Origin of the sequence: Micromonospora sp. NPDC093277, from assembly GCF_044765245.1 — a bacterium.
Lineage (GTDB): Bacteria > Actinomycetota > Actinomycetes > Mycobacteriales > Micromonosporaceae > Micromonospora.
Genome location: NZ_JBIWJO010000010.1, coordinates 258,006 through 282,332 on the forward strand (window position 1 = coordinate 258,006; position 24,327 = coordinate 282,332).

General features: G+C 72.0%; 21 protein-coding genes, 2 tRNA genes and 1 pseudogene. 18 read left to right on the forward strand and 6 right to left on the reverse strand.

Annotated elements, in window-relative coordinates:
- Nucleotides 1–128: 128 nt before the first annotated feature.
- The 3 genes from ACIRG9_RS23095 to ACIRG9_RS23105 all read left to right on the forward strand — a co-directional run bounded on the left by ACIRG9_RS23095 (nt 129) and on the right by ACIRG9_RS23105 (nt 2,354).
- Entirely contained in the window at nt 129–1,592 is a 1,464-nt protein-coding gene (locus tag ACIRG9_RS23095) for an amidase (RefSeq protein WP_402859371.1), read from the forward strand.
- Nucleotides 1,593–1,663: 71 nt separating this feature from the next.
- Nucleotides 1,664–1,954: a hypothetical protein gene (locus tag ACIRG9_RS23100; RefSeq protein WP_402859511.1), complete on the forward strand. Its 291-nt coding sequence runs from the start codon at nt 1,664–1,666 to the stop codon at nt 1,952–1,954.
- Entirely contained in the window at nt 1,941–2,354 is a 414-nt protein-coding gene (locus ACIRG9_RS23105; RefSeq protein ID WP_402859374.1) for a DUF5130 family protein, read from the forward strand. Before ACIRG9_RS23100 ends, ACIRG9_RS23105 begins: the two co-directional genes overlap by 14 nt.
- Nucleotides 2,355–2,427: 73 nt before the next feature.
- On the opposite strand, the gene pepN is transcribed toward ACIRG9_RS23105, so the two are convergent.
- Nucleotides 2,428–4,974 carry an aminopeptidase N gene (pepN, locus tag ACIRG9_RS23110; protein ID WP_402859377.1) on the reverse strand — a complete coding sequence of 849 codons (2,547 nt, stop codon included), beginning with the start codon at nt 4,972–4,974 and terminating at the stop codon, nt 2,428–2,430.
- 251 nt (nt 4,975–5,225) lie between these two features.
- On the opposite strand from pepN, the gene ACIRG9_RS23115 reads away from it, so the two are divergent.
- The 4 genes from ACIRG9_RS23115 (at nt 5,226) to ACIRG9_RS23130 (ending at nt 8,267) form a co-directional block, all read left to right on the forward strand.
- Nucleotides 5,226–5,825, forward strand: coding sequence for a disulfide bond formation protein DsbA (locus ACIRG9_RS23115; protein WP_402859514.1), 600 nt, complete (start codon nt 5,226–5,228; stop codon nt 5,823–5,825).
- Between the two features lie 170 nt (nt 5,826–5,995).
- Complete coding sequence (locus tag ACIRG9_RS23120) at nt 5,996–6,400, forward strand: hypothetical protein (RefSeq protein WP_402859380.1); 405 nt, start codon at nt 5,996–5,998, stop codon at nt 6,398–6,400.
- Between the two features lie 124 nt (nt 6,401–6,524).
- A complete protein-coding gene (locus tag ACIRG9_RS23125; protein ID WP_402859383.1) occupies nt 6,525–7,724 on the forward strand; it encodes a DUF1015 family protein in 1,200 nt (399 codons plus the stop codon).
- A gap of 72 nt (nt 7,725–7,796) precedes the next feature.
- On the forward strand, nt 7,797–8,267 hold the full coding sequence (locus tag ACIRG9_RS23130) for a ribose-5-phosphate isomerase (protein ID WP_402859386.1): 471 nt from the start codon (nt 7,797–7,799) through the stop codon (nt 8,265–8,267).
- A gap of 68 nt (nt 8,268–8,335) precedes the next feature.
- Here the strand turns inward: ACIRG9_RS23130 and ACIRG9_RS23135 are convergent.
- A pseudogene (locus tag ACIRG9_RS23135) lies at nt 8,336–8,551 on the reverse strand (hypothetical protein); the annotation flags it as partial.
- 337 nt (nt 8,552–8,888) lie between these two features.
- Complete coding sequence (locus ACIRG9_RS23140; RefSeq protein ID WP_402859389.1) at nt 8,889–10,109, reverse strand: GNAT family N-acetyltransferase; 1,221 nt, start codon at nt 10,107–10,109, stop codon at nt 8,889–8,891.
- Nucleotides 10,110–10,208: 99 nt separating this feature from the next.
- Between ACIRG9_RS23140 and ACIRG9_RS23145 the strand changes: the two genes are divergently transcribed.
- Nucleotides 10,209–10,745 carry a hypothetical protein gene (locus tag ACIRG9_RS23145; RefSeq protein ID WP_402859392.1) on the forward strand — a complete coding sequence of 179 codons (537 nt, stop codon included), beginning with the start codon at nt 10,209–10,211 and terminating at the stop codon, nt 10,743–10,745.
- 153 nt (nt 10,746–10,898) lie between these two features.
- On the opposite strand, the gene ACIRG9_RS23150 is transcribed toward ACIRG9_RS23145, so the two are convergent.
- Complete coding sequence (locus tag ACIRG9_RS23150) at nt 10,899–14,009, reverse strand: Hsp70 family protein (RefSeq protein WP_402859395.1); 3,111 nt, start codon at nt 14,007–14,009, stop codon at nt 10,899–10,901.
- A 185-nt stretch (nt 14,010–14,194) separates the two neighbouring features.
- Here ACIRG9_RS23150 and ACIRG9_RS23155 point away from each other — a divergent pair, with 185 nt between their 5' ends.
- The 4 genes from ACIRG9_RS23155 to ACIRG9_RS23170 all read left to right on the forward strand — a co-directional run bounded on the left by ACIRG9_RS23155 (nt 14,195) and on the right by ACIRG9_RS23170 (nt 17,541).
- The gene (locus ACIRG9_RS23155) at nt 14,195–14,815 is read left to right on the forward strand and encodes an RNA polymerase sigma factor (RefSeq protein WP_402859397.1); all 621 of its coding nucleotides are present in this window, start codon (nt 14,195–14,197) and stop codon (nt 14,813–14,815) included.
- A complete protein-coding gene (locus tag ACIRG9_RS23160; protein ID WP_402859399.1) occupies nt 14,812–15,831 on the forward strand; it encodes a CU044_5270 family protein in 1,020 nt (339 codons plus the stop codon). Before ACIRG9_RS23155 ends, ACIRG9_RS23160 begins: the two co-directional genes overlap by 4 nt.
- Nucleotides 15,832–16,062: 231 nt before the next feature.
- The gene (locus ACIRG9_RS23165) at nt 16,063–16,857 is read left to right on the forward strand and encodes a maleylpyruvate isomerase N-terminal domain-containing protein (protein WP_402859401.1); all 795 of its coding nucleotides are present in this window, start codon (nt 16,063–16,065) and stop codon (nt 16,855–16,857) included.
- 99 nt (nt 16,858–16,956) lie between these two features.
- A complete protein-coding gene (locus ACIRG9_RS23170) occupies nt 16,957–17,541 on the forward strand; it encodes a tyrosine-type recombinase/integrase (protein WP_402859404.1) in 585 nt (194 codons plus the stop codon).
- Nucleotides 17,542–17,558: 17 nt separating this feature from the next.
- On the opposite strand, the gene ACIRG9_RS23175 is transcribed toward ACIRG9_RS23170, so the two are convergent.
- Nucleotides 17,559–17,632 (reverse strand) — tRNA-Gly (locus tag ACIRG9_RS23175).
- A 290-nt stretch (nt 17,633–17,922) separates the two neighbouring features.
- Here ACIRG9_RS23175 and ACIRG9_RS23180 point away from each other — a divergent pair.
- The 6 genes from ACIRG9_RS23180 to ACIRG9_RS23205 all read left to right on the forward strand — a co-directional run bounded on the left by ACIRG9_RS23180 (nt 17,923) and on the right by ACIRG9_RS23205 (nt 23,403).
- Nucleotides 17,923–17,996 (forward strand) — tRNA-Pro (locus ACIRG9_RS23180).
- Nucleotides 17,997–18,141: 145 nt separating this feature from the next.
- On the forward strand, nt 18,142–19,488 hold the full coding sequence (tig, locus tag ACIRG9_RS23185) for a trigger factor (protein ID WP_402859407.1): 1,347 nt from the start codon (nt 18,142–18,144) through the stop codon (nt 19,486–19,488).
- Between the two features lie 173 nt (nt 19,489–19,661).
- Entirely contained in the window at nt 19,662–20,303 is a 642-nt protein-coding gene (locus tag ACIRG9_RS23190) for an ATP-dependent Clp protease proteolytic subunit (protein ID WP_091123621.1), read from the forward strand.
- 14 nt (nt 20,304–20,317) lie between these two features.
- Nucleotides 20,318–20,980 (forward strand): ATP-dependent Clp protease proteolytic subunit, encoded by a 663-nt coding sequence (locus ACIRG9_RS23195; RefSeq protein WP_402859412.1) that lies wholly within the window; start codon nt 20,318–20,320, stop codon nt 20,978–20,980.
- Between the two features lie 213 nt (nt 20,981–21,193).
- Nucleotides 21,194–22,489, forward strand: a complete 1,296-nt coding sequence (clpX, locus tag ACIRG9_RS23200) for an ATP-dependent Clp protease ATP-binding subunit ClpX (RefSeq protein ID WP_402859415.1) — start codon at nt 21,194–21,196, stop codon at nt 22,487–22,489.
- Between the two features lie 116 nt (nt 22,490–22,605).
- Nucleotides 22,606–23,403, forward strand: coding sequence for a carbon-nitrogen hydrolase family protein (locus ACIRG9_RS23205; RefSeq protein WP_402859418.1), 798 nt, complete (start codon nt 22,606–22,608; stop codon nt 23,401–23,403).
- A gap of 6 nt (nt 23,404–23,409) precedes the next feature.
- Here ACIRG9_RS23205 and ACIRG9_RS23210 read toward each other — a convergent pair whose 3' ends face one another.
- Entirely contained in the window at nt 23,410–23,637 is a 228-nt protein-coding gene (locus ACIRG9_RS23210) for a hypothetical protein (protein ID WP_402859421.1), read from the reverse strand.
- Nucleotides 23,638–24,327 lie beyond the last annotated feature (690 nt).

Below are 24,327 nucleotides of genomic sequence, written 5' to 3' on the forward strand. Positions count from 1 at the left end.
CCCGGCCCCCCCCCCCCCCCCCCCCCCCCCCCCCACCCCCCCCCCCCCCCCCCCGGGGGGGCCCCGCGGGGGGGGGGGGGGGGGGGGGGGGCCCCGGGGGGGCCCCCCCCCCGCGGCAGGATGGGGGCATGGCCGAGCCGCACGACCTGACCGCGCTGGAACAGGCCGCCGCGATCCGCCGGGGCGAGCTGTCCAGCGTGGAGCTGGTCGAGCACCACCTGCACCGGGTCGACGCGCTCGGCGACACCGTCGGCGCGTTCGTCACCGTCACCCCCGAGCGGGCCCGGGCGGCGGCCCGGGCCGCCGACGCGGTGCCGGTGGAGGAGCGCGGGGCGCTGCACGGCGTACCGACCGCCGTCAAGGACCTGACGCTGACCGCCGGGGTGCGGACCACCTTCGGCTCGGCCGCCTTCGCCGACTTCGTGCCGCCGGTCGACGCCGACGTGGTCCGGTTCATGGCCGCGGCCGGGCTGGTCAGCCTCGGCAAGACCACCACCTCCGAGCTGGGCTGCTCGCTCTACTCGGAGGGGCTCGTCGCGCCGCCCGCGCGTAACCCGTGGGGCCTCGCGTACACCGCGGGTGGGTCCAGCGGGGGCGCGGCGGCCGCGGTGGCGGCGGGGCTGGTGCCGGTGGCGCAGGGCTCCGACGGCGGCGGCTCGCTGCGCATCCCGGCCTCGCTCTGCGGCCTGGTCGGCTACAAGCCCAGCCGAGGGCTGGTCTCCGGCGGCCCGCTCGGTTTCGGCGCGTTCGGGCTGCCCACCAACGGCCCGCTCGGGCGGACCGTGACCGACGTGGCCGCGCTGCTCGACGTGCTGGCCCGGCCGGTGCCCGGCGAGCCGTACCTGGCGCCGGCCGCGCCCGACGGCGGTTACCTGGGCGTCGCCCGCGACGCGGCGCCCCGGCGGCTGCGGATCGGGCGGTTCGTCACCCCGATGCTCGCCGACGAGCCGCCACACCCCGACTGCGTGGCCGCCGTCGACCGGGCCGCCGCGCTGCTCACCGCGGCCGGCCACGAGGTGGTCGACGTGGCCGCGCCGCTCGGCCCCGAGGCGTGGCCGCTCTTCGAAACCGTCTGGTACGTGCTGGCGCTCTCCCCGGTGCCGCCCGAGCGGGAGAGCGAGCTGCTGCCGCTCACCCGGTTCCTGCGCTCCCGGGCCGCGGCCGTCGGCGCCGGGCAGTTGATGGCCGCCCTCGGCGAACTCCAGGCCCAGGTACGCCGTGGCGTGCGCCGGACCGCCGGCTGTGATCTGCTGCTCTGCCCGACCCTGGCCGCGCCGCAGGCGTCGGTGGGCGCGTTCGCCGCCCTCGGCCCGGCCGGGGATTTCGACCGGCAGCGCCGATTCTCGCCGTACTGCGCCATTTTCAACGTGACCGGCGACCCGTCCGTTTCGCTCCCGGTCGGTCGGACCGCCGACGGCCTGCCGGTCGGGGTGCTGCTCACCGGACGGTACGGTGACGACCGGACATTGATAGCGACTGCCGCGCAAGTCGAGCACGGCTGTGGCGGGTGGGATCAGCACCCCGCAATCTGGCGGACGGTCGACTCCGCTAACGTGAACAGCGCAAGCGGGCTCGGGCGCTCGTCGTCATGATCGTCACCCGGCCCGGCATTCCTGGTCTCTCTTTCCGCCTGGGGGCGTTGGGATTGTCTGTTACCGAGACGTTGCTGCTCTTCGTCGGCGTCCCGGCGGCTGCGGTGCTGGTGATCGCCGGACTGGCAGCCGTCGGTGGCGGTGGCGGCGGTGGCGGTGGCGGTGCCAAGCGCTACCGGCCGGGCCGGCCCTTCCACTTCACTCCGGTCTGGTTCCTGGGCCGTCCGGAGCAGCTGGCCGACTCGGCCGGCACCGCGCTGGCCGCCGGGGCGCAGGCGCCGGCACTGACCAGCCGCAAGCAGGAACTGGCCGGCCGCGAGGCGCCGGCCGCTGGCACCGGAGGCGCAAGTGACCGTTGGTGAGACGCAGGCCGTGACCGGGACGGGCACCCCGCCCCAGGTGCTGGACGGGCCCTTCTCGACCCGTCAGCTGCTCCGCATCGACGAGGCGCTCCGCCTGGCCGACCAGGGCACCGGGCTGGTCTTCTCGGTCTACGTGGGCGGCCTCGACGAGCCGATCCGGGAGCACGCCCAGCGGCTGCACCGCCAGCTCGCCGAGCCGGACAGGTCCGTGCTGATCGTCGTGTCGCCCAACCAGCGGCAGCTGGAGATCGTCACCGGCCGGTACGCGCGCAAGCGCATCCCGGACACGTACGCCAAGCTCGCCGCGCTTTCCATGGTGGCGTCCTTCGGCGGCGGCGACCTGGCCGGCGGCATCATCCAGGGCCTCGACCAGCTCGCCAGCCACGCCGGCAAGGCCTGACCCACCCCGTACGCCGAAAAGCCCGGCCCGCGCAGCGCGCGGGCCGGGCTTTCTCGTGTGCCCGGCGGCCGGGTCAGGCGGTGCGGGCGTCGCGGGCGCGGGCCCGCAGGGCGCGGACGACACCGTCGCGGCCCTCGGCCACCAGGCGGCGCAGTGGGGCGGGCTGGCCGTCCCGGGCCAGCCACGCGTCGGTGGCCGCCACCGTGTCGTCGTCCACCAGATACGCCGGGTAGGCCAGCTGCGTGAACTCCTGCGCCGGCTCGCTGTCCCGGCTCGCCCAGACCTGATCCACCGTGGCGAAGTACTTCTCCCGGTACGGCGTCATCAGCTCGACCTGGGCCGGGTGCGTGAGGCCCTGCAGCAGCGCCCGGTTACGCCAGTTCGGCAGCCCCTCCGGGCCGGTGAGCAGCGCCCACACCGCCGCCTTGTTCTCCGCAGTCGGCACCAGGGCGTGCGCGTACGCGGCCTCCCGCTCACCGCTGGCGGTGCGGTCCTTCGCCAGTTCGGCGTCCACCTCGGCGGCCCCGGCCGCGCCGTTGGCCACCAGCGACTGGAGCACCGTCCAACGCAGCTCGGTGTCGACGGTCAGCCCGGCCGTCACCTCGACGCCCTCCATCCAGCCGCGCAGCGTCGCCAGGTCCTCGTCGGAGCGGGCCGCGGAGGCGTACGCCCGGGCCCAGGCGAGCTGGAAGCCGCTGCCCGGCTCGGCGGCGGCCAGCGCCGCCCGGGCGGTACGGGCCAGCTCGGCCCAGCCGGTCGGCGCCCACGCCGGATCGGCGTAGAAGGTGAGCGCGGTGGCCGCCTGGCGAATGGTGGCGGTGACCAGGTTGATGTCGGTCTCCGCGGGCAGCCCGGCCAGCACCAGCGCCACGTAGTCCCGGGCGGACAGTTCGGCGTCCCGGGTCATGTCCCAGGCCGCGGTCCAGCACAGCGCCCGGGCCAGCGACGACTCGAAGCCCGCGATGTGCTGCACCACGTTCGACATCGACCGCTCGTCCAGCCGCAGCTTGGTGTACGTGAGGTCGTCGTCGTTGAGCAGCAGTACATCGGCGGCGGGCTTGCCGTACAGCGCGGAGAGTTCGGTCGTCTCACCGGTCACGTCCACCTCGACCCGCTCCCGGCGGACCAGCCGGCCGTCGGTCAGGTCGTAGAGGCCCACCCCGATCCGGTGGGTGCGCAGCGTCGGGTGCCCGGCCGGCGCGTCCTGCCGGACCAGCACCCGCTCGTACGCGCCGTCGGCGTCGATGGTGACCTCGGGGCGCAGCGTGTTGACCTGCGCGGTCTCCAGCCACTGGGCGGCGAACTTGCGCAGCTCCCGGCCCGAGGCCGTCTCCAGCTCGGTGAGCAGGTCGTCGAAGGTGGCGTTGCCCCAGGCGTGCTTGGCGAAGTACGTCCGCAGGCCGGCCACGAACGGCTCCTCGCCCACGTACGCGACGAGCTGCTTCAGCACGCTGGCGCCCTTGGCGTAGGTGATGCCGTCGAAGTTGACCTCGACCGCCTCCAGGTCCGGCATCTCGCAGTAGACCGGGTGGGTGGAGGAGAGCTGGTCCTGCCGGTAGCCCCAGTTCTTCCGGATGGACAGGAAGGTCGTCCACGCCTCGGTGAACCGGGTGGCGTGGGTGTTGCACCAGTGGCTGGCCCACTCGGCGAACGACTCGTTCAGCCACAGGTCGTTCCACCAGCGCATGGTGACCAGGTCACCGAACCACATGTGCGCCATCTCGTGCAGGATCGTGTTGGCGCGCTGCTCGTACTCGAAGTCGGTGACCTGCGACCGGAAGATGTAGTGCGACTCGGCGTGGGTGACGCAGCCGAAGTTCTCCATCGCGCCGGCGTTGAAGTCCGGCACCCAGAGCTGGTCGTACTTGGGCAGCGGGTAGCGGACGCCGAACTGCTCGTGGAAGAAGTCGAAGCCCTGCTTGGTGATCAGGAACAGGTCGTCCGAGTCGAGGTACTGCGCCATCGAGGCCCGGCAGAAAACCCCCAGGTCGATGCCGTCGTGGCTGTCCCGCACCTCGTGGTACGGGCCGGCGCAGAGCGCGGTGATGTAGGTGCTCATCCGTGCCGACACGGCGAAGTGGACGGTCTTGAGCGCCTCGCCGGCCGGCTCCTCCCGCTCCACCGGCATGTTGGAGACCACCCGCCAGTGGTCGGGGACCGTTGCGTGCCAGGTGTAGACGCTCTTCAGGTCCGGCTGGTCGAAGCAGGCGAAGACCATCTGCGCGTCGGCGGTCTCGAACTGGCTGTAGAGGTAGGTCTCGCCGTCGACCGGGTCGACCGTGCGGTGCAGCCCCTGCCCGCTGTTCGAGTACGCGAAGTCCGCGTCCACCACGAGCACGTTCTCGGCCTGCAGGCCGGACAGGGTCAGGCCCTTCTCGGCCGACCAGCCGGAGAGGTCGATCGGCGACCCGTTGAGCGTCGCGGAGCGCACCGAGTCCGCCGCCGCCTCGATGAAGGTGGTCGCGCCGGGCTCGGCGCAGCGGAACCGGACCTCGGTCACCGAGCGGAACGTACGGCCGGTGGCCTGTACGGCGGTCGACAGGTCAAGGCTGATGTCGTACCCGGTCACGTCGAGCAGGCGCGCCCGCTCGGTGGCTTCGACCTGAGTCAGGTTGCGCACTCCCGGCACTGTTCGTCTCCATCCCGTTCTTCATCGCCGCGCCCGCGGCCCCGGCCTCGCCGGCCCCCGCTCGTGACGGCCGGTCCGGACTCGAGTCTTCCATGCACCGCCACCCTCCGGTGGCCGAGGTCACGCTCTCATTCCGGTACCGGTCGATGCCGGTCGGGGTGAGGATCAGGGGGTAGGCGCCGCAGTGCCGGCGCACGGAATCGCGAAGGGACAGCACCGTGACCGAACGTGCCGCCGTGGACATGTGGTTCGACCCCATGTGCCCCTGGGCGTGGATCACCTCCCGTTGGCTGCTGGAGGCCGAGAAGGTCCGGGATCTGGACATCCACTTCCACGTGATGAGCCTGTCGGTGCTCAACGAGGGCCGCGACCTGCCCGCGGAATACCAGGACCTGATGCGGAAGGGCTGGGGTCCGGTCCGGGTCTGCATCGCGGTCGAGCAGGCGCACGGCAGGGAGGCGCTCGGGAAGCTCTACACGGCCATGGGCACCCGGATCCACCTCGGCAAGGAGCCGCTCACCCGGGAGACGCTGGTCGGTGCGCTGACCGACGTCGGGCTGGACCCGGTGCTCGCCGACGCGGCCGAGTCCACCGCGTACGACGAGGCGCTGCGGGCCAGCCACGAGGCCGGCATGCGGCCGGTCGGCACCGACGTCGGGACCCCGGTGATCCACGCCCCCGGCCCGGACGGTGACAAGGTCGCCTTCTTCGGCCCGGTGATCACCCCGGCGCCGAAGGGCGAGGCCGCCGGCCGGCTGTGGGACGGCGTCCTGCTGGTCGCCGGCACCCCCGGCTTCTACGAGCTGAAGCGCACCCGCGAACTGGGCCCCATCTTCGACTGAACGGAAAGGAAGGGCCCCTTTTTAATCCCTCCGGTAGAGCAGGGGACCCTTCTCAACGTCGGGAGCCCCGCGCCGTCCGGCGTCACTCCGACGGCGCGGGGTTCGTTTCACCGGGTGACCTGGTCGGCGGTCCGTCGGGCCGCACCCCGGCAGCTCCTGGAGGCGATCCCATGGGTAAGCACCGCCGCATGCCCGACGAGGCGCCGCAGCCGGCGCCCGACGAGGTGCCACAGCCGGCGCCCGAGGACTCCGGCGCGACGTACTGGTCCGTGGCGGACGGCGACTGGCCCGCTGTCCGGCCGTCCCTGCCGGCCGAGATGGTCGACCTGCTGGCCCCGCCGATCGTGGTCGGCGTGGCCCGGGTGGTGGCCACCTCCCGGATGACCCCGCCCGCCAACGCGGGCCTCCCGCCCCGGAACACCGGCCCGAACCCGTCCGCTGCCGTACGTCCGGCACCGGGGGCGGCCACGGTACGCCTCGCGGCGTCCGCCGCGTCCCGGCCCACCACCCCGGCCCGGGGCGGCCGGGCCGCACCCGGCCGGCACCGCAGCACCACCCCCGGGCGCAGCGCCTGACCCGCCGGTTAAGCAGGGTCCCCTGCTCCACCGGAGGCGTCAACAAGGTGCCCTTCCTTTCAACTGGTGGAAGTGGCCAGGGTCCGCACCGGCGGGGCGGGTGGCGCGGGTAGCGTCAGCGACCATGACGGTCGTGCATCCGATCGCCCGGGCCTGGATCACCACTGGCGGCACCGGCGCGCAGAACTACGACGAGTTCGCCGACGACGCGGAGATCACCGCCATCGTCGAGGCGAACCCGCACAGTGCCCTGGGCATCGAGATGCCCCACCGGGCACCGGACAGCCTCGGGAAGTCCTTCCTCGACGCCCTGCCCGACGCGGCGGTCCGGCTCGCCGAGGCCAAGGCGGACGGCAGCTACACCCCGGCCGAGCAGGTCGTGGTCCTCTACCGGATCAGCGCGCCGGGGGAGGAGACCGGCTACGGGCTCTTCGCCATGGTCGACACCGATCAGATCTCCACCCGGGCCGACGAGCCCGGCCTGGTGATCCGCAACGAGGATGTCTTCATCGCCAAGGTGCGGGAGCGGGTCGCCCTGGCCGAGGCGCTGGGCCACCTGCTCTCGCCCGTACTCCTGCTGCAGACCGGGCGGGGCGACGAGCTGCACGCCGCGCTCGCGGCGGCGACCGAGGCGGCCGGTGCGCCCGCCGCGACCGACGTCGACCAGGCCGGGCGGACGCACGCCATCTGGCTGGTCGGCCCCGGCCCCGAGCAGGACGAGCTGACCGCCCTCGCGGGCGGCGGCGAGCTGGTGGTCGCGGACGGCAACCACCGCAGCCTGGCCGCGCAGACCGGGGAGTTCCCCCGCTTCCTCTCGGTGATCACCACGCCCGCCTCGGTCGCCATCCAGCCCTACAACCGGCTGGTCAGCGAGCTGACCACCACCCCGGCGGAGCTGCTCGACCGGCTGCGCGCCGCCGGCGCGCAGGTCACCCCCGTCGAGGGTCCGGTCGAGGTCCCGGCGGCCGGCGGCACCGTCCACCTCCACCTCGCCGGCCAGGGGTACGCGGTCACCCTGCCGCAGGTCGAGGGCGACCGGTTGGAGAACCTGGACCACGCCCTGGTCGAGCGGCTGCTGCTGCGTGACGCGCTCGGCCTCGACCCGGGGGACAAGCGGATCACCTACGTCGGTGGCGACTACCCGGCGAGCTGGCTCACCGGCGAGGTCGACGCCGGGCGGGCCGAGCTGGCCGTCCTCATCGCCCCGGTGACGGTCGACGACTTCGTCGCGGTCAACCTGGCCCGGGAGAAGATGCCGCGCAAGAGCACCTGGTTCACCCCGAAGGCGCGGGCCGGCCTGGTCGTGGCCGAGCTGCCCCGATGATCCTGTGACGAATCCGCCTCCGTGCCGCCGCCCGCGCGGCGGCACGGGGCCCGGCCTGACAGACTGCGCGGTATGCGCGTCTACCTGGGATCCGATCACGCCGGTTTCGAGCTGAAGGGGCATCTCGTCAACCACCTGGTCAAGCAGGGTTACGAGGTCGTCGACGTCGGTCCGCACGCCTACGACCCGGACGACGACTACCCGGCGTTCTGCCTGAACACCGGTGACCGGGTGGTCAACGACCCGGGCAGCCTCGGGGTGGTCATCGGCGGCTCCGGCAACGGTGAGCAGATCGCCGCCAACAAGATCGCCGGCGCACGTGCGGCGCTCGCCTGGAACATCGACACCGCCCAGCTGTCCCGGGAGCACAACGACGCCAACATCGTCGCCATCGGTGCCCGCCAGCACACCCTGGACGAGGCGACCGCCCTGGTCGAGGCGTTCCTGACCACGCCCTTCTCGGGCAACCCCCGGCACGCCCGCCGGATCGATCAGCTGGCCACGTACGAGCAGCACCGCGAGCTGCCCGACCTGCCCGCCTGACGCCACCCCCGCCCCCGCGGCACGTCACCGGCGACGGGAGACGTGACCCGGGCGGCCACGCCTCGTGCTCAGCGACCGGAGCGGGGCAGTTCCTCGCGGGGTACCCAGTTGCGGCGCACGATCACGACGCGGGCCTCGGCCTCGGCCAGGTCCGCGTCGGTCGGCCGGGCCGCGTCCCGGGCCCGTAGCGCGGCGGTCACGCTCACCTGCGAGGAGCCCGAGCCGACCAGGCCGCGCAGCCCGCGCTCACCCTCCTCGGCCGGGACGCCGGTGCGGCGGGCCCGAGGCTCCGCCGACTCCAGCTCGGCGTGTCTGACGCCACGCCGCGACCTGGAGCCGTCGTCCGCCGATTCGGGTTCGTGTCTGACGCCACGCCGCGACCTGGAGCCGTCGTCCGCCGATTCGGGTTCGTGTCTGACGCCACGCCGCGACCTGGGGCCGTCGTCGTCGTGCACCGCGGACGTGGTCGCGGTCGGCCCCTCCGCGAAGGTGGGCTCGTGCCTGCCGGCCCGCCCGGCACCTTCACCGTCCGGCCCGGCCTCGCCGTGGTGCCGCAGCCGGCGCCGCCGTCGCTCCGCATCACCCATCGTCCGACCGTACCGCCCCCGGCGCCGATCGGCCTCAGAAGACCTCCATCGGGGCCGGGGCGCGGTGCCAGCCGAAGGCCGGCCCGGCCGCCGCCAGCGCCCCTGGTACGAGCTCCCGGACCCGGCCCGCCGCGGCGAGCGCCCCCAGCCCGGCCCCACCCAGGTAGAGGTCGCCGAGTGCGCGTACGTCGCAGGCGAGCTGGGCGGGTGCGGTGGTGGCGCCACAGGTGGCCCCGGACGGCCCGCCGGCCAGCCGCCATCGCCCGGTGTTCTCCGGCAACAGCTCGTCGGTGACGTCGATGATCACGTCGACGTCGGCGGCGTACCGTCGGGCGGCCAGCGCGGCCGGGACGTCGACGATGCGTACCCAGAGGGCGTCGGAGAGCACCGCGCCGAGCCGGCCCGGCTCGTTCACCAGCCACAGCAGCGGCTCGTCCACCGCGGCGGCACGGAACGACAGCCGCCGGGTCAGGTCGATCGACAGCAGCAGCCGCCACAGCGCCGCGTACGCGGCCGGATCTGCGGCGACCACCTCGTCGACCCGGACCTCGCCGCGCGGACCGCCCCGGCCCCACTCCTCCTTCGTCCGGTAGAGCGCGTACCCGTCGAGGCCGGCGGGCCCCTCGTGCAGCAGCACCCGGCGCTCGGTCGCGCCGTCCCGCAGCGCCTTGATGTCGGCGAGCAGGTACGCCCACCAGTGCTCGTTCCGGCTCGACCAGCCGGGGCGGCCGGCGCGGACCCGGTCGTACAGCCGGGCCAGCTCGGTCTGGTGCGCGGCCGGACGGTCCAGGCGGAGGGCGCCCCCGGCGGCGGCCGGTCCGGGCAGCCGCAGCTCGGCGGTGTCGCAGGTCAGGGTGAGGTGCTGTGCGGCCAACCCGTAGCCGAAGCGGGGGTAGATCCGGCCCTCGCTGGCCCAGAGCACCGCGACCGGCTCGCGGCCGGCGTCGTGGACCTCGCGGAGCTGTCGGCGCATCAGCCCGGTGAGCAGGCCCCGGCGGCGGTGGGTGGGGGCGACCCCGACCATCGTCACGTGCGCGGCGGGCACGGCGGCCCCCGGCACGGCCAGCTCGCGGGTGTACGCGCCGGCGTGCGCCACGACGGTTGGGCCGTCGCGGACCAGCAGAGAACGTTCCGGCTCGAAGACGGCGCGTTGGATCTCCTGCAGCTCGGGGTCGGGGTCGCTGTGGAAGGCGAGCGCCAGCAGCGCCGAGATCTCGTCGAAGTCTTCCGCCCGGGGTACCAGCGCGTCGGTCATCGGATGTGTGTATCCCATCGCCGTCGGGGTCGGCGACCGATTTGTGGGCTCGCTACCCTCGGAGCCGTGGCCGACGTCGGTCGAGGGGGAGGACAACAGATGGCGGACCAGACACAGCCGTGGGCCGAGCGCACCGTGGAGGTGCCGCCGCAGCCGGGTGTCGGGGTGGTGCCACCACAGCGGGACGGGTTCCGGCGTGGGGTGGCCGCCGTGGGTGAACCACGGACGCCGCGGACCGAGCAGTTCGCCACCGTCGACCAGGCGGACTGGTCCGGTGACTCCGCTCCGCGGCGGCCGATGAGCTGGCACCTGGCCCGGCTACGCCGGGGCGGGGAGTGGAGCGCGGCCGGCGGCCTCTTCGCCTTCGTCTGCTGGGGCATCTGGGCGATCTCCGGCCGGGGCGACCTCGGCACGCCGCTGCTCACCTTCGTACTCAGCCTGCTCACGGCCATCGGTCTCTTCGCGCTCGCCCGCATGCTCGGCCGGCTGGTCCTGGAGCGGCAGCTGGGCCGGGTACGCCGTACCGCCCGTGGCGCGCACCTGGCGACCGCGGTGTTCCTGGTCGGCGTGGGCGTCGCCTACCTGCAGCAGACCGAGTGGGTCGTGGCGGCCTGGAACTGGGTCACCGGCCACTGACCCGTGGCCGCGGGCGGGTCGGCTTCCGGCGGCCCGCCCGCGCGCCCGGTCGCGGCACGCCGCGACGCCGGTCGTCACTCCACCAGGACGCCGGCCGCATTACCCGGCCGGACGCGCTTCATCCGTCGCCCGGTGGGCTGAGCCGCGGCGCGATCAGGCGACGAACCTGTACACCAGGAACTCCTTGGCCGCCCCGCAGACGACCACCTCCGTGTTCCACGAACACGACTCGCCGCGTACGCCCTTCAGCTCGCCGAGCGGGACCACGTTGCCGGAATACGCGCCGACGCCGGCCACGCTCCGGTTGTCCTCACCGCTGCTCAGCCGGTCGGCGAAGAGCAGCAGGTTGCCGGCGTCCACCCGGACGGCGACCCCTTCCTCCTCGTCGAGCAGCTTCTGGCCGTCGGGCGCGAACAGGGTGACCACCGGCTCCGGGTACGCCCGCCGGGCCAGCACCCGCTCGCCGACCGGCATGAGCTGATCCATGCCCGGCGCCGCCCAGTACTGCGCGCTCTTCCCGTCGGTGGCGGCCACCACCCGCGCGGTCTGCTCGTCGCCGTTCGCCACCTCCAGCAGGCAGGCCCGGTGCTCACCGCACGGCACCAGCGCCTTGCCCCGGCGCCGATCGTCCGGAAACTGGTAGAGCACGTTCGGCTTCGCCTTCGCCAGGCCCCCCAGGTCGTATCCGAGCAGCAGCTTGTCGTCCACCACGTAGAGCCGGTCCTCGTGGGCGGCGACCAGGTCGTCCGGCCCGGCCACGTTGGTCCGGCTGTCCAGCTCCTCCCCGGTGGCGACGTCGATCAGCCGGACCGAGCGGTCGGCGTTGACCTGGACGAGCCGCCGGACCGGCGCTGCCTTCGGGTCGCGTGGCGCGCCGTCGAGGAACCCCGGCCCGGCGAGGCTCGCGTCGGTGGTCACCGGGTACACGCGGGTCCGCGAGTTGCCGTACTTGTCGGTCGGGTCCGGGACGAACCACTGTTCCTTGCCGGTGCGCAGGTCGAGTCCGCACAACCGCTTGCCGGTCCGGTCGGCGAGCACCAGCACCTCGGTGCCGACGAAGAACTCGTCGTCGCCGTGCACGGGGCGCTGCCACCGCTGCCTACCGTCGCCGGCGTCGAGCACCTCCAGCTGCCGGGACGTGTCGCTGCCCGAGGCGTCCGCGAGGAGCGCCACCGCGCCGGGCAGCGCGACGACGCCGCTCCAGCGGTCGGCGGGCGCGGCACTCTCCTTGCGCCACAGCTCCGCGCCGGTGGCCGCCTCCACGGCGATCACCACCAGCCGGTTGTCGTCGCGCGGGTAGGCCAGGTAGGCCCGGCCGCCCGCGGTCGCGGTGAACATGTCACGCGGCCGTTCGGCACCCACCGCCACCGTTTTTCCCTTGCCTAACGCCTTGAAGTCCAGCTCCGGATGCCGGTCCCTGGTCCAGTAGAGGACCGCCGCCGTGGTCAGCCCGGCGAGGGCCGCCACCGCGGCGAGCGAGATCCACAGCGCCCGTCGCCGCCGGCCGCCGCGAGCCGGCGCGGCCGGTGACCCCGGCATCCCCGGCCCGGGTACGCCCGACCACCCCGCCGGCGTCGCCTGCGGTACGCCCGGCCACGGCCCCGCCTGGCGCGGGATCCCGGCGGCCCCGTAGGGCTGGCCGCCTGCGGTCCCCACCGAGCCTGCCGAGTGCGCCGAGCCTGCCGTTTGTGCCGAGCCTGCCGGGATGCCGGCGGGCAGGGTGCCGGCCGGGCCGAGGCCGGGCAGGGTGGCGGCTGGTCCGGCGCCGGGCAGGGTGCCGGCCGGGCCCAGGCCGGGCACGGTGGGAGCTGCTCCGGCGGCGGACACCGGGGCGGTGGGCAGTGCGCTGGCGGCCTCGGTCGTGGCCTGGCCCGGGTCGGCCGGCGGCGGTGTCCCCGGGGCGAGCGGCATGGTGCCGGCGGGTCCGGCCGTGGTGTGGCCCGCGTCGGTGGGCGGCGGAGTCCCCTCGGCGAGTGGCAGCGTGCCGGCCGGGCCGGCACCGGGCCGGGCAGCCCCGAGGCCCGCCTCCGGCGTGCCGGTCGGCCCGGATCCGACCTGCCCGGCGGGCGGGTCGAGGTGTCGGGCGGCCAGGGCCAGCGGCAGCGGGGGCGTGGCCGGACCGTTCCGGCGCAGTGGCAGGTCGGTCAGCGCGCCCTCGGCGACCGGGAGTTCCGGCTGCTCCAACACGATGGGAGCGATCCCCAACTCGGCGTGGAGCAGCCGCGCCACGAGCGGAATCCGGGACGACCCGCCGACCAGGAACAGCCCGGCGAGCCGCTGCGGCGTCAGCCCGGCGGCGGCCGCCACCCGCCGCGTCTCGGCGACCCCACGGCGCAGCAGCGGCGTCGCCACCCGCTCCAGTTCCTCCCGGCTCAGCGGCACGGCCGCCTCGATCCCGGGTACGGCCACCGGAGCCACCATGCTGCGCGACAGCATCTCCTTCGCGCCCCGCACGTTCTCGGCGAACTGGAGCCGGTCCCGCCACTGGGTGGTGTTCGTCGGCTCGGCCAGCCGCGCCCACTCGGCCGGGTGAGCGGCCCTGATCCGCTCGGCGAGCAGCGCCACCAGCGCGGCGTCGAGGTCGAGCCCGCCCAGGTCGTCCAGGCCCCCGCAGGAGACGACGGTGAAGCCGGAGTCGCCCCACGGGTCGGCGCCCTCGTTGCGGACAATCGTGACGTCCAGCGTCCCGCCGCCGAAGTCGAAGACCCCCACGGCCTCGCCGACCGGCACCGGCCGGCGCAGCACCTCGGTGTAGTAGCGGGCGGCGGCCACCGGCTCGCGCAGCAGCCGGGTTCCCGGCGGGATGGGACCGGACATGGTGTGCTCGGCCGCCTGCGGCCAGCCGGCCAGCGCGAGCGCCTCGGCCAGCACCTGCCGGCGCCCGGCGTCCCAGGTCGCCGGGCAGGTGACCACCGCGGGCGGGAGGAACCCGACCGCGCCCACCGCCGCCTCGCCGACCGTGCGCAGAATCGCGGCCAGCAGCGCCGCCGGGGTGTGCCGCCGGTCGCCGAGCGCCACGTCCGGCTCGTCGACCCGGCGCTTCGGGTTCGGCTCGTACCGGTCCGGGGCGGCCTGGGCCAACCGCACGGCGTCCCGTCCGACGTGCAGGCGGCCCTCGTCGTCGGCGTACACCCCGGAGGGGAGGACCGGCTGTCCGTCCACGAGCAACGGTCGGGTACGCCCGTCCGGCCAGCGCAGCACGGCGACCGTGTTCGAGGTGCCGAGATCGACGCCGAGGGCGAAACCGTCCTGCTGGCCTGACATCCGTCGCTACCTCCACCCGACGAGGGGATGTCCGGTCCCGCATCGTACGCAGCCCCCGCCGACAGGTGATCTCCGGCGCGGGTGGGTGCGTATGCCACGGGACCTTTCCGCGAACACTCCCGCTGCCATCGGCGGAGTAGTAGATGAGCCCTCGCGTACGGGGGAGGTGGACCGAAGGAGACTTCATGGGTGTGGTGACACGACTCGTGGACACCGGCACCGAACGGACGGACGCCGAGGTCATCAGCCGGATGCACGGGAATCCGGAGTTGTTTGCGGTCATTTTCGACCGCTACTACTCGGCGATTCACGGCTACGCGGCCCGTCGGCTGGGTCGCGACCTGGCCGATGACGTGGCGGCGGAAACTTTTCTGGTCGCGCTCGACAAGTGGCAGCGGTACGACACCAGCCACCACAGCGCCCAGCCCTGGTTGTTCGGCATCGCGTCCAAACTGATCGCCGGCCACCAGCGGAGCGAGGCGCGACAGTACCAGGCACTGGCCCGAGCGGCGCAGGTCACCACGCCCGACCCGGACGGTGTCGATGGTCCGGCCGATCGGGTCGCCGTACGGCTGGACGCGCGGGCCGTGCGCGGACGGCTCGCGGCGGCGTTGGCTCAGATCGCGCCAGCCGATCGGGATGTGCTGCTGCTGGTCGCCTGGGTCGACTTGAGCTGCGAGGAGGTCGCCGTCGCACTTGAGATTCCCGCTGGGACCGTCCGGTCCCGGCTCCACCGGGCACGCAAGAGGTTACGGACGGCATTGGGTGGTGCCGACCCCACAGCAACCGGAGAGGATTTTCAGTGACCAACGACGACATCATCGCGTTGCGGGAAGGTTGGAGCGAGGTCGAACGGCCCTCGCTGGATGCTCAGAATCGGGCCCGAGCAGCGCTGTTGGACCGGATCGCGGAACGCGAGGCCAGCGCGCCGAATCGGTCGGAGCAGGTCACGTCGCGTGGCTGGCGCCTGCCGGGCTGGGCCTGGCGGTCCGGCTTCGCCACTATTGGGGCCGCTGCCCTGGTGGCTGGTGTGGTGACGGTTGGTGGCCTGGATCAATCGATCCCACCACTGAGCACGCAGCCGACGCAGCAACCACGAAATGTGCAGGGCGGGTCGGTCACCCAGGTCTTCGAACTGGCCGCCATGCACGCTGAGAACGAGTCGTTCACGCCGCCGCGTCCCGATCAGTGGACCTACGTCGAGCTCAAGATCGTCCGGCCCGGCCAGATTGCCGAGCGCAAGGGTCAGGCGAGGAGTGAGACGAATCAGAGCTGGGTGCGCGCCGATGGCCGGCAGCAAGCCTGGATGTCTGACGGCAAGCTGGAGGTCGCCGCGGAGGTTGCGGAGGCTCGGCAGTCCATGCCGCCCCAGGACTACGCGGCCGTCGCTGCGCTGCCCACCGATCCGCAGGCGCTACTCGACTGGATGCGAGCCCACGTACCGTCCAGCCAGGGCGGCAACGCCCAAAGAGATGTCCAGTCGTACGGCGCCCTTGAGTCGATGCTCCGGGACAACGTGCTCTCGCCCGGAGTGAAAGCAACCGCACTGCGGGCACTGGCTCTGATTCCCGGGGTCACTCAGTCCACCGAGCCGGTTGATTTCAACGGCCGCCCCGCGATTGCAGTCGGCATGGTGCAGGACGGTTGGCGGCGCGAGGACATCCTGTTCGACCCGACCACCCACGAGTACCTCGGAGGCCGGACCCTCGTGGTCAAGGACCAGACGCTGCCCGAGGGGATCAGGCTGAAGAAGGGCGAGGTCGAGGTCGAGCTGATCCGAATCACCGGCAAGATCGTCAACGCGCCGGGCCAGACGAGCTGACCGGATGAGGACGGGGGACTGGTAACCGTTGACGTGAGTGCGAGGGCCATCCCTGGCAACAGCGGGTGGCCCTGCAACGTCTGCGGGTGATCCGCGGCTGCTCTCTGAGGAAGACCGGATGGAGAGGCACCCGTGCGTCATCCGAGGGCACAGATCAGTGCCGGGGCGGGCCGCCGCGTCGGCTGCGAAAATTGCTGTCCGGTCGTCGGAGCACAATGATAGAAAGCCGGAGTGCAAAAGACTTTGACGTTCTCTGATCATTTGCGGCTGATTGACGAACGGTCGACCGCCTTCCGCGCCGCGGTCGCTGCGGCGCCCAGCCTCGACGTGCCGGTGCCGAGCTGTCCGGAGTGGACGCTGTTCGATCTCGTGCAGCACCTGGGCATGGGCCGCCGCAGGTCGGCCGCCATCGTCTCCGCCGGGCCGGCCGGCGCTCCCCCGGAGAAGTCCGCTTGGGACGACGGCACGGGTGCGCCTCGGGAACGCGAGGCTCTCCTGGCCTGGTGGACCGAGTCCGTCGAGCGACTGACGAGCGCGCTGCGTGAGGCCGGCCCGGACCGCGGTTGTTGGACGTTCTGGGGTGACTCGCAGTCACCGGAAACCTCCGGTGCATGGGCTCGGCGCCAGGTTCCCGAGATCGCGGTGCACACCTACGATGTCCAGCTCACCGTGGGGGTCCCGGAGCCGCTACCAGTCGAGGTCGCCCTCGACGGTTTCGACGACTGCCAGTTCACCCTCTGCTCGACGGATGTCGCCTGGCCGCACGACCCCGCCGTCGTCGATTACTACGCCACCGAGGGCCGCTCTTGGCGCCTTCGGCTGTCCCGCGACGGCGCATGGGCCGCCCGCCTCGGCGCGTCGGCTGCCAGCGAGGACCCGAACCCGGACATGGCCGACGCCTCCGCCCGGGGCACGGCCAGTGACCTGGTCCTGTTCTTTTACGGCCGCATACCGCTGGAATCGCTGAAGTTCGAAGGCGACCGTCGTATCTTCGATCAGCTCGCAGCCTGGGACCCGTCCGTGTAACACCTTGGATGACGTCATTAGCCGCAAGGTCGGCGGATCTCTGAGGAGGGTCGGGGTTCGGGGCGGAGCCCCGAGGTCTTCAAAGGCTTGCCCCGAAGCGTGGCCGGCCGGCCCGGCCGATGCCGGCCGGAGGTCGCCAGCAGGCCGGGGCCGGGCCGGCGCGGCCCGCTTGCGGGCCGCCTTGAATTCGGGCCGCCCAAGTCGGTGGCCGGGCTTCGGGTCGTCGCCCTGCCGGCCGCCGCCGTCGAGGCCCTGCGGGCACATATGGACGAGTTCGCCGCCGCCGACGCTGACGCCCTGGTCTTCACCGGCGACAAGGGTGCGCTGCTGCGATCCGGGAACTTCGGCCGTGCGGTCAAGTGGACGCGAAAGGTCGCCTCGGTGGGCCTGGCTGGCTTCCACTTCCATGACCTGCGGCACACCGGTAACACCCTCGCCGCAGCCTCTGGCGCGAGCACTCGCGAGCTGATGCAGCGGATGGGGCACGCGAGCATGCGCGCGACGTTGATCTACCAGCACGCGACCAGCGAGCGGGACCGCGAAATCGCCTCGGCAATGGACCGGCGGATCGCCCGGCAGGCGCGGCGCAAGGGCGGCCAGAGCAGCGAATGGCCTACGGATGGCCCGCAAGATCGAAGCGGGGGAGTGGCCGACCGGCCCAGGATCGGGGGATGCAGCCTCTGACCTGGGCCGGAGTGCTGTGGAGCGGGCGACGGGAATCGAACCCGCACCGTCAGTTTGGAAGACTGAAGCTCTGCCATTGAGCTACGCCCGCGGGCACCCCACTGCCGTGGGGCGCGACCGACAGCCTACCGAATCCCGGAACCGGACGCGCAGCCCCGTACCGCGTGCCTCCGGTCGCCACGCACCAAGATCCGTACAACATCCGGGAAAGAGTGGTCTCCCAGCGCCAGGAGGCCACGCTTTCCCGGAAATTGCCGCATCCCGCCGGCCCCACGCCGGCGGCCGCCGGCCCCACGGCGGCCCCTACGGCGGCGCGGCGGGGGCTCGGCGCGCCCCGGTGACCGCCAGGTGGCCCCGGACGGCATACACTTCTCGTCGCCACGGGGTGTGGCGCAGCTTGGTAGCGCACTCGCTTTGGGAGCGAGGGGCCGTGGGTTCAAATCCCGCCACCCCGACTGTCGTTCGCGGCCGGCTCGTCCCGGGAACCGCCGCTTTTTTCGCGCGGTACCCGGGCGCTGCCGATCCAGCAGGCCGGCTCGCCTACACTCGATGCGCGAAATCACGCCCAGACTCAACTGAGATCCGTCAAGGAGTACGCCTGTGAAGAGCACCGTCGAGACTCTGAGCCCGACGCGCGTGCGGCTCGCCATCGAGGTGCCGTTCGTCGAGCTCGAGCCGAGCCTCAAGAAGGCGTACCGGGAGATCGGCCAGCAGGTCCAGGTTCCCGGCTTCCGCCGGGGCAAGGTTCCCTCCGCCGTCATCGACCAGCGGGTGGGCCGGGGCACGGTCCTCAACGAGGCGGTGCAGGATGCGATCCCGCAGAACATCCTCGCCGCTGTCCGTGAACACGACCTGAAGACCCTGGGTCGCCCGGAGGTCGAGATCACCGAGTTCGCCGACGGCGACTCGCTGAACTTCACCGCCGAGGTCGACGTCCGCCCGGAGATCACCCTGCCGGACCCGGCCTCGATCGAGGTGACCGTGGACGAGATCCAGGTCGCCGACAGCGAGATCGACGAGCAGGTCAGCAGCCTCCGTGAGCGGTTCGCCACGCTGAAGACCGTCGAGCGGGCCGCCCAGGAGGGCGACTACGTCCAGATCGACCTGAACGCCACCGTCGACGGCGAGGAGGTGCCGGGCGGGCAGGCGAGCAACATCTCGCACGAGGTCGGCAGCAAGCAGCTCCTGCCGGGCCTGGACGAGGCGCTGGTCGGCCAGGCCGCCGGCGACAGCACCACCTTCTCCACCCAGCTCGTCGGCGGCGACTACGCCGGCCGTGACGCCGAGGTGGCGGTGACCGTCCGCACGGTCAAGGAGAAGGAGCTGCCCGAGCTCGACGACGACTTCGCCCAGCTGGCCAGCGAGTTCGACACCATCGAGGAGCTGCGCAACGACCTGAGCGAGCGGGTCTCCCGGGGCAAGCAGGTCGAGCAGATCTACGCCGCCCGCGACAAGGCCCTCGAGCAGATGGTCGCCGCCGCCGAGGTGCCGGCGCCGGAGGGGGTCGTCCGCGAGGAGGTCGAGAGCCGTAAGGCCGCCATGGTCGACCAGCTCGAGCGGATCGGCGCCTCGCTTGAGGAGTACCTCGCCTCCGAGGAGAAGACCGAGGAGCAGATCGACGCCGAGCTGGCCGAGGCGGCGACCGACGGCGTCAAGATCCAGCTCCTGCTGGACACCCTCGCCGACGCCGAGGACGTCCAGGTCTCCGACGACGAGTTCGGCCACGAGATCGTCCACCGCGCCCAGCGCGCCGGCATGGCCCCGCAGCAGTACTACGACCAGCTGGTCCGCTCCGGTGCCGCCGCGGCCGTCTTCGGTGACGTCCGCCGGGGCAAGGCGCTCGCCTCGGTGATGGAGAAGATCAAGATCAAGGACTCGGCCGGCAACGAGGTCAGCCTCGACGCGCTGCGCGCCCAGAACGAGGCCGAGCACAACCACGAGCACTGATCGCCGGGTGTCGGCCGCCGTCCCTCGCTGCGCGCTGGGCGGCGGCCGAAACCCTTTCCGGGGTGCGCCCCGAGGGCAGCTGCGCTGAGAGCGAACAGTGCCCCGACCGGGAGTACGTCCCCCGGCGCAGCGGTTAGTGTCGGGTAGGACGGTACGGAGAGCGAAGGGCTGCCATGACCGACATGCACATCCCAGCGAAGCCGCTCCGGGCGATCGAGGCCCGCGGTGGCGACAACATTGGCAACCTCGACGACTCGGTCTACAACCGGTTGCTCAAGGAGCGGATCGTCTTCCTGGGCAGCGAGGTGACCGACCAGGTCGCCAACCGCATCTGCGCGCAGCTTCTGCTGCTCGCGGCGGAGGACCCGGACCGCGACATCAACCTGTGGATCAACTCGCCGGGTGGCTCGGTCTACTCCGGCATGGCGATCTACGACACCATGCAGTTCATCGACAACGACGTCTCGACCGTGGCGATGGGCATGGCGGCCTCGATGGGCCAGCTGCTGCTCTGCGCGGGCACCAAGGGCAAGCGCTACGCGCTGCCGCACGCGCGGATCATGATGCACCAGCCGTCCGGCGGCGTGGGCGGCACCGCCGCCGACATCGCGATTCAGGCCGAGCAGATGCTCTACACGAAGCGCATGTTCCAGGAGCGGGTCGCCTTCCACACCGGCCAGACCCAGGCCCAGATCGAGGCGGACTCGGACCGCGACCGTTGGTTCACCGCCCAGGAGGCCATGGACTACGGCTTCATCGACAAGGTGATCACCGGAGCCGCCCAGGTTCCGGAAGGCGCCGGGACCCTGAGCTGACCGAGGAGCTGACGATGACCGACCTGAGCCTGCCGCCCCAGTTCGCGGCCGTGCACAACCGCTACGTTCTGCCGTCGTTCGTCGAGCGCACGTCGTACGGGATGAAGGAGTCCAACCCGTACAACAAGCTCTTCGAGGACCGGATCATCTTCCTCGGTGTGCAGGTGGACGACGCCTCGGCCAACGACGTGATGGCCCAGCTGCTGACGCTTGAGGGCACGGACCCGGACCGCGACATCATCATGTACATCAACTCGCCCGGCGGCTCCTTCACCGCCATGACGGCGATCTACGACACCATGCAGTACGTCCGGCCGGACATCTCGACCGTCTGCCTGGGCCAGGCCGCCAGCGCGGCGGCGGTGCTGCTCTCCGCGGGCACTCCGGGCAAGCGGATGGCGCTGCCCAACTCCCGGATCATCATCCACCAGCCGGCCACCGAGGGCGGCTACGGCCAGGGTTCGGACATCGAGATCCAGGCTCGGGAGATTCTGCGGATGCGGACGCAGCTGGAGACGATGCTCTCGCAGCACTGCAACCGCCCGGTCGATCAGGTCCGCAAGGACATCGACCGCGACAAGATCATGACGGCCGAGGAGGCCAGGGAGTACGGGCTGGTCGACACCATCCTGACCAGCCGCAAGAAGGGTCTGCTCGCGGCGCAGGCCGCGGGCTGAGCTGTGCTGGGTCGGAGGTCGGCCGGGGTGTGTGGTTCCTGGCCGACCTCTGACACACCCGTATTGGGGGTCGGAGAAACCTCCGCCAGCGGGTAACGTCGGGTCTGTGCCGCTTCGCTGGGTCGGACCGGCGGTGGGACGACAGACGGACGGGCGCTCGGCGCCCGCAGGTCAGGGCCGGCGCTCCGGCCGACGAGTGCAGGGAGAACGTAGGTGGCACGGATCGGTGACGGCGGCGACCTACTCAAGTGCTCCTTCTGCGGCAAGTCGCAGAAGCAGGTCAAGAAGCTCATAGCGGGTCCGGGCGTCTACATCTGCGACGAGTGCATCGATCTCTGCAACGAGATCATCGAGGAGGAACTGGCCGAGTCCGGCGAGGTGAAGTGGGAAGAGCTTCCCAAGCCGATGGAGATCTGCCAGTTCCTCGACAACTACGTCGTCGGCCAGGAACAGGCCAAGAAGGCGCTCGCCGTCGCGGTCTACAACCACTACAAGCGGATTCAGGCCGAGGCGGCCGGCGCGCCGGGCTCCGGCAACGACGGCGTGGAACTGGCCAAGTCCAACATCCTGCTGCTCGGTCCCACCGGCTGCGGCAAGACCCACCTGGCGCAGACCCTGGCCCGGATGCTCAACGTCCCGTTCGCGATCGCCGACGCGACCGCCCTCACCGAGGCGGGTTACGTGGGCGAGGACGTGGAGAACATCCTCCTCAAGCTGATCCAGGCGGCCGACTACGACATCAAGCGCGCCGAGACCGGGATCATCTACATCGACGAGGTCGACAAGATCGCCCGCAAGTCGGAGAACCCGTCGATCACCCGGGACGTCTCCGGCGAGGGCGTGCAGCAGGCGCTGCTGAAGATGCTCGAAGGCACGGTGGCCAACGTGCCGCCGCAGGGCGGGCGCAAACACCCGCACCAGGAGTTCATCCAGATCGACACCACCAACGTGCTGTTCATCTGCGGTGGTGCCTTCGCCGGGCTCGACCAGATCATCGAGTCCCGCACCGGCTCCGGCGGCACCGGTTTCGGGGCCCGGCTCCGGTCGGTCTCCGACCGGTCGACCGACGACGTCTTCGGCCAGGTCATGCCGGAGGACATGCTCAAGTTCGGCCTGATCCCCGAGTTCATCGGCCGGCTCCCCGTGATCACCAACGTGCGTAGCCTCGACCGCAACGCCCTGGTGCGGATCCTCACCGAGCCGCGCAACGCGTTGGTCCGGCAGTACCAGCGCCTCTTCGAGCTGGACGGCGTCGAGCTGGAGTTCGAGCCGCCAGCACTGGAGGCCATCGCCGACCAGGCCATGCTCCGCGGCACCGGCGCCCGCGGCCTTCGAGCGATCATGGAAGAGGTCCTGCTCTCCGTGATGTACGAGGTGCCGAGCAACCCCGACGCCGCCCGGGTGCTGATCACCCGCGAGGTGGTCCTGGAGAACGTCAACCCGACCATCGTGCCCCGCGAGTTCACCGGCCGCCGGGCCCGGCGGGAGCGCGAGGAGAAGTCGGCCTGAGCCTGGGCCCGACCGGGTGACCTGATCGGGCAACCCCGGATGTCCGCCGGCGTACCGGCGATGGTGAGCATCTCCGGCCCTGTCGCCGGCCGTCGCCCGCCCGTACCCTGAGCCCCATGCGCGTTGCCGTCTGCCAGCTCAACGCCCGTGACGACCGGGCGGCGAACCTCGCCGCCGCCGAGGCCCTGCTGGTCAGGGCGGCGGCGGCCGGCGCCGATCTCGCCGTGCTTCCGGAGTACGTCGACTATCTCGGTCTCGCCGACCGGATGCCCCCGGCCGAGGCGGTCGACGGGGTGGTGGGGGAGTTCTTCGCCGCGGTCGCCCGCCGGCTCGGCCTGTGGGTGATCGCCGGCTCGTTCCACGAGGCCGGGCCGGACCCGGAGCACACCTGGAACACCTCACTGGTCTTCGACCGTACCGGCGCGCTCGCCGCCGCCTACCGCAAGATCCATCTGTACGACGTGGAGATCCCCGGCCGGGTGTCGTACCGGGAGTCGGCGACCGTCTCCCCGGGCGACCAGCCGGTGGTGGTCGACGTCGAGGGCCTGCGAGTCGGCCTCTCGATCTGCTACGACCTGCGATTCCCCGAGCTCTACCGGCAGTTGGCCACCCAGGGCGGCGCCGAGTTGCTGGTGGTGCCCGCCGCGTTCATGATGCACACGGGCCGAGACCACTGGGAGGTCCTGCTCCGGGCGCGGGCGATCGAGAACCAGTGCTTCGTCGCCGCCGCCGGCCAGACCGGAGACCATGAGCCGAACCGGACCTGCTTCGGGCGCAGCATGGTGGTGGATCCGTGGGGGACGGTGCTCGGTCAGGTCCCCGACGGACCGGGCCTCGCGGTGACCGACCTGGACCTCGATCGGCTGCGGACGATCCGCGCGGAGTTGCCCAGCCTCGCCAACCGTCGACTCTGAGCCGGCTCAGCCCTCCAGCAGTACGCCGACGACGGTGAAGCCGGCGATCGCCAGGGCGGTGACCAGCAGCGCCGTCGTCATCCGGGAGGGACCGCGCCGGGCCAGGCGTCCCACCGACACCACGACGACGAAGACCACGAAGCCTCCGATGACCAGCTGCCAGAAGGGCAGGAGCAGGCCGAGCAGGGTCTCCTCGGCGAGCGTCGCCGCCGGGAACCGCGACACGTCATCCATGTCAGACACTCTGGCACGGACGGGCCGTGTGCGGATCCCTCCAATCGCCGTCGTCCGCCGTCCGGTACCCGGCACCCCCGGACGTGGGGCCGTCGCCGATGCCGGCGACGGCACCTCCGAAGTAGAAGTGATGAACGTTGATTTGCCTTATCGGAGCCGTCCGCGTAACTTTCTCTCTGCACGAGGGAGGCCGGACAAACCGGCCGACAACGGGCGCCAGGCTCGTGGCGGAGACGCCGAGCGGGACTGAGAATCTGGGCGGTGCGAGACACTCCGAGAACAACGGAGTTGCGATCGCGGAGCCGACCGGGTAAAGTGCGAAAGCCGGCAGGGAGCCGGGCGGGTGGCCGCGAGAGCGGCGATCGGCCGGTCCGTCGGAACCCACGCAGTAACGACCGCCGATCTTCGGCGTGCGTGAGCGTGGATCGGCTCGAACCAAGGTGATCGCCTCGGACACGAGGTTGACAGCGAAAGTCGAGTCGGGTAACTTAGAGAGGTTGCCCCGGACGGAGTCCTACGATGTGGGATTTCCGGATGGTGTGTGGTTGTTCTTTGAGAACTCAACAGGGTGCTTGATAAGCCAGTGCCAAATTGTTTTGATTCCCCGGACTGGTCAGGCTTTGGTCTGTCTGGTTGGGATTCCTTTGGCAACATTTTTGTTGCTGGGATTTGTTTTCTGACAGTTTTTTG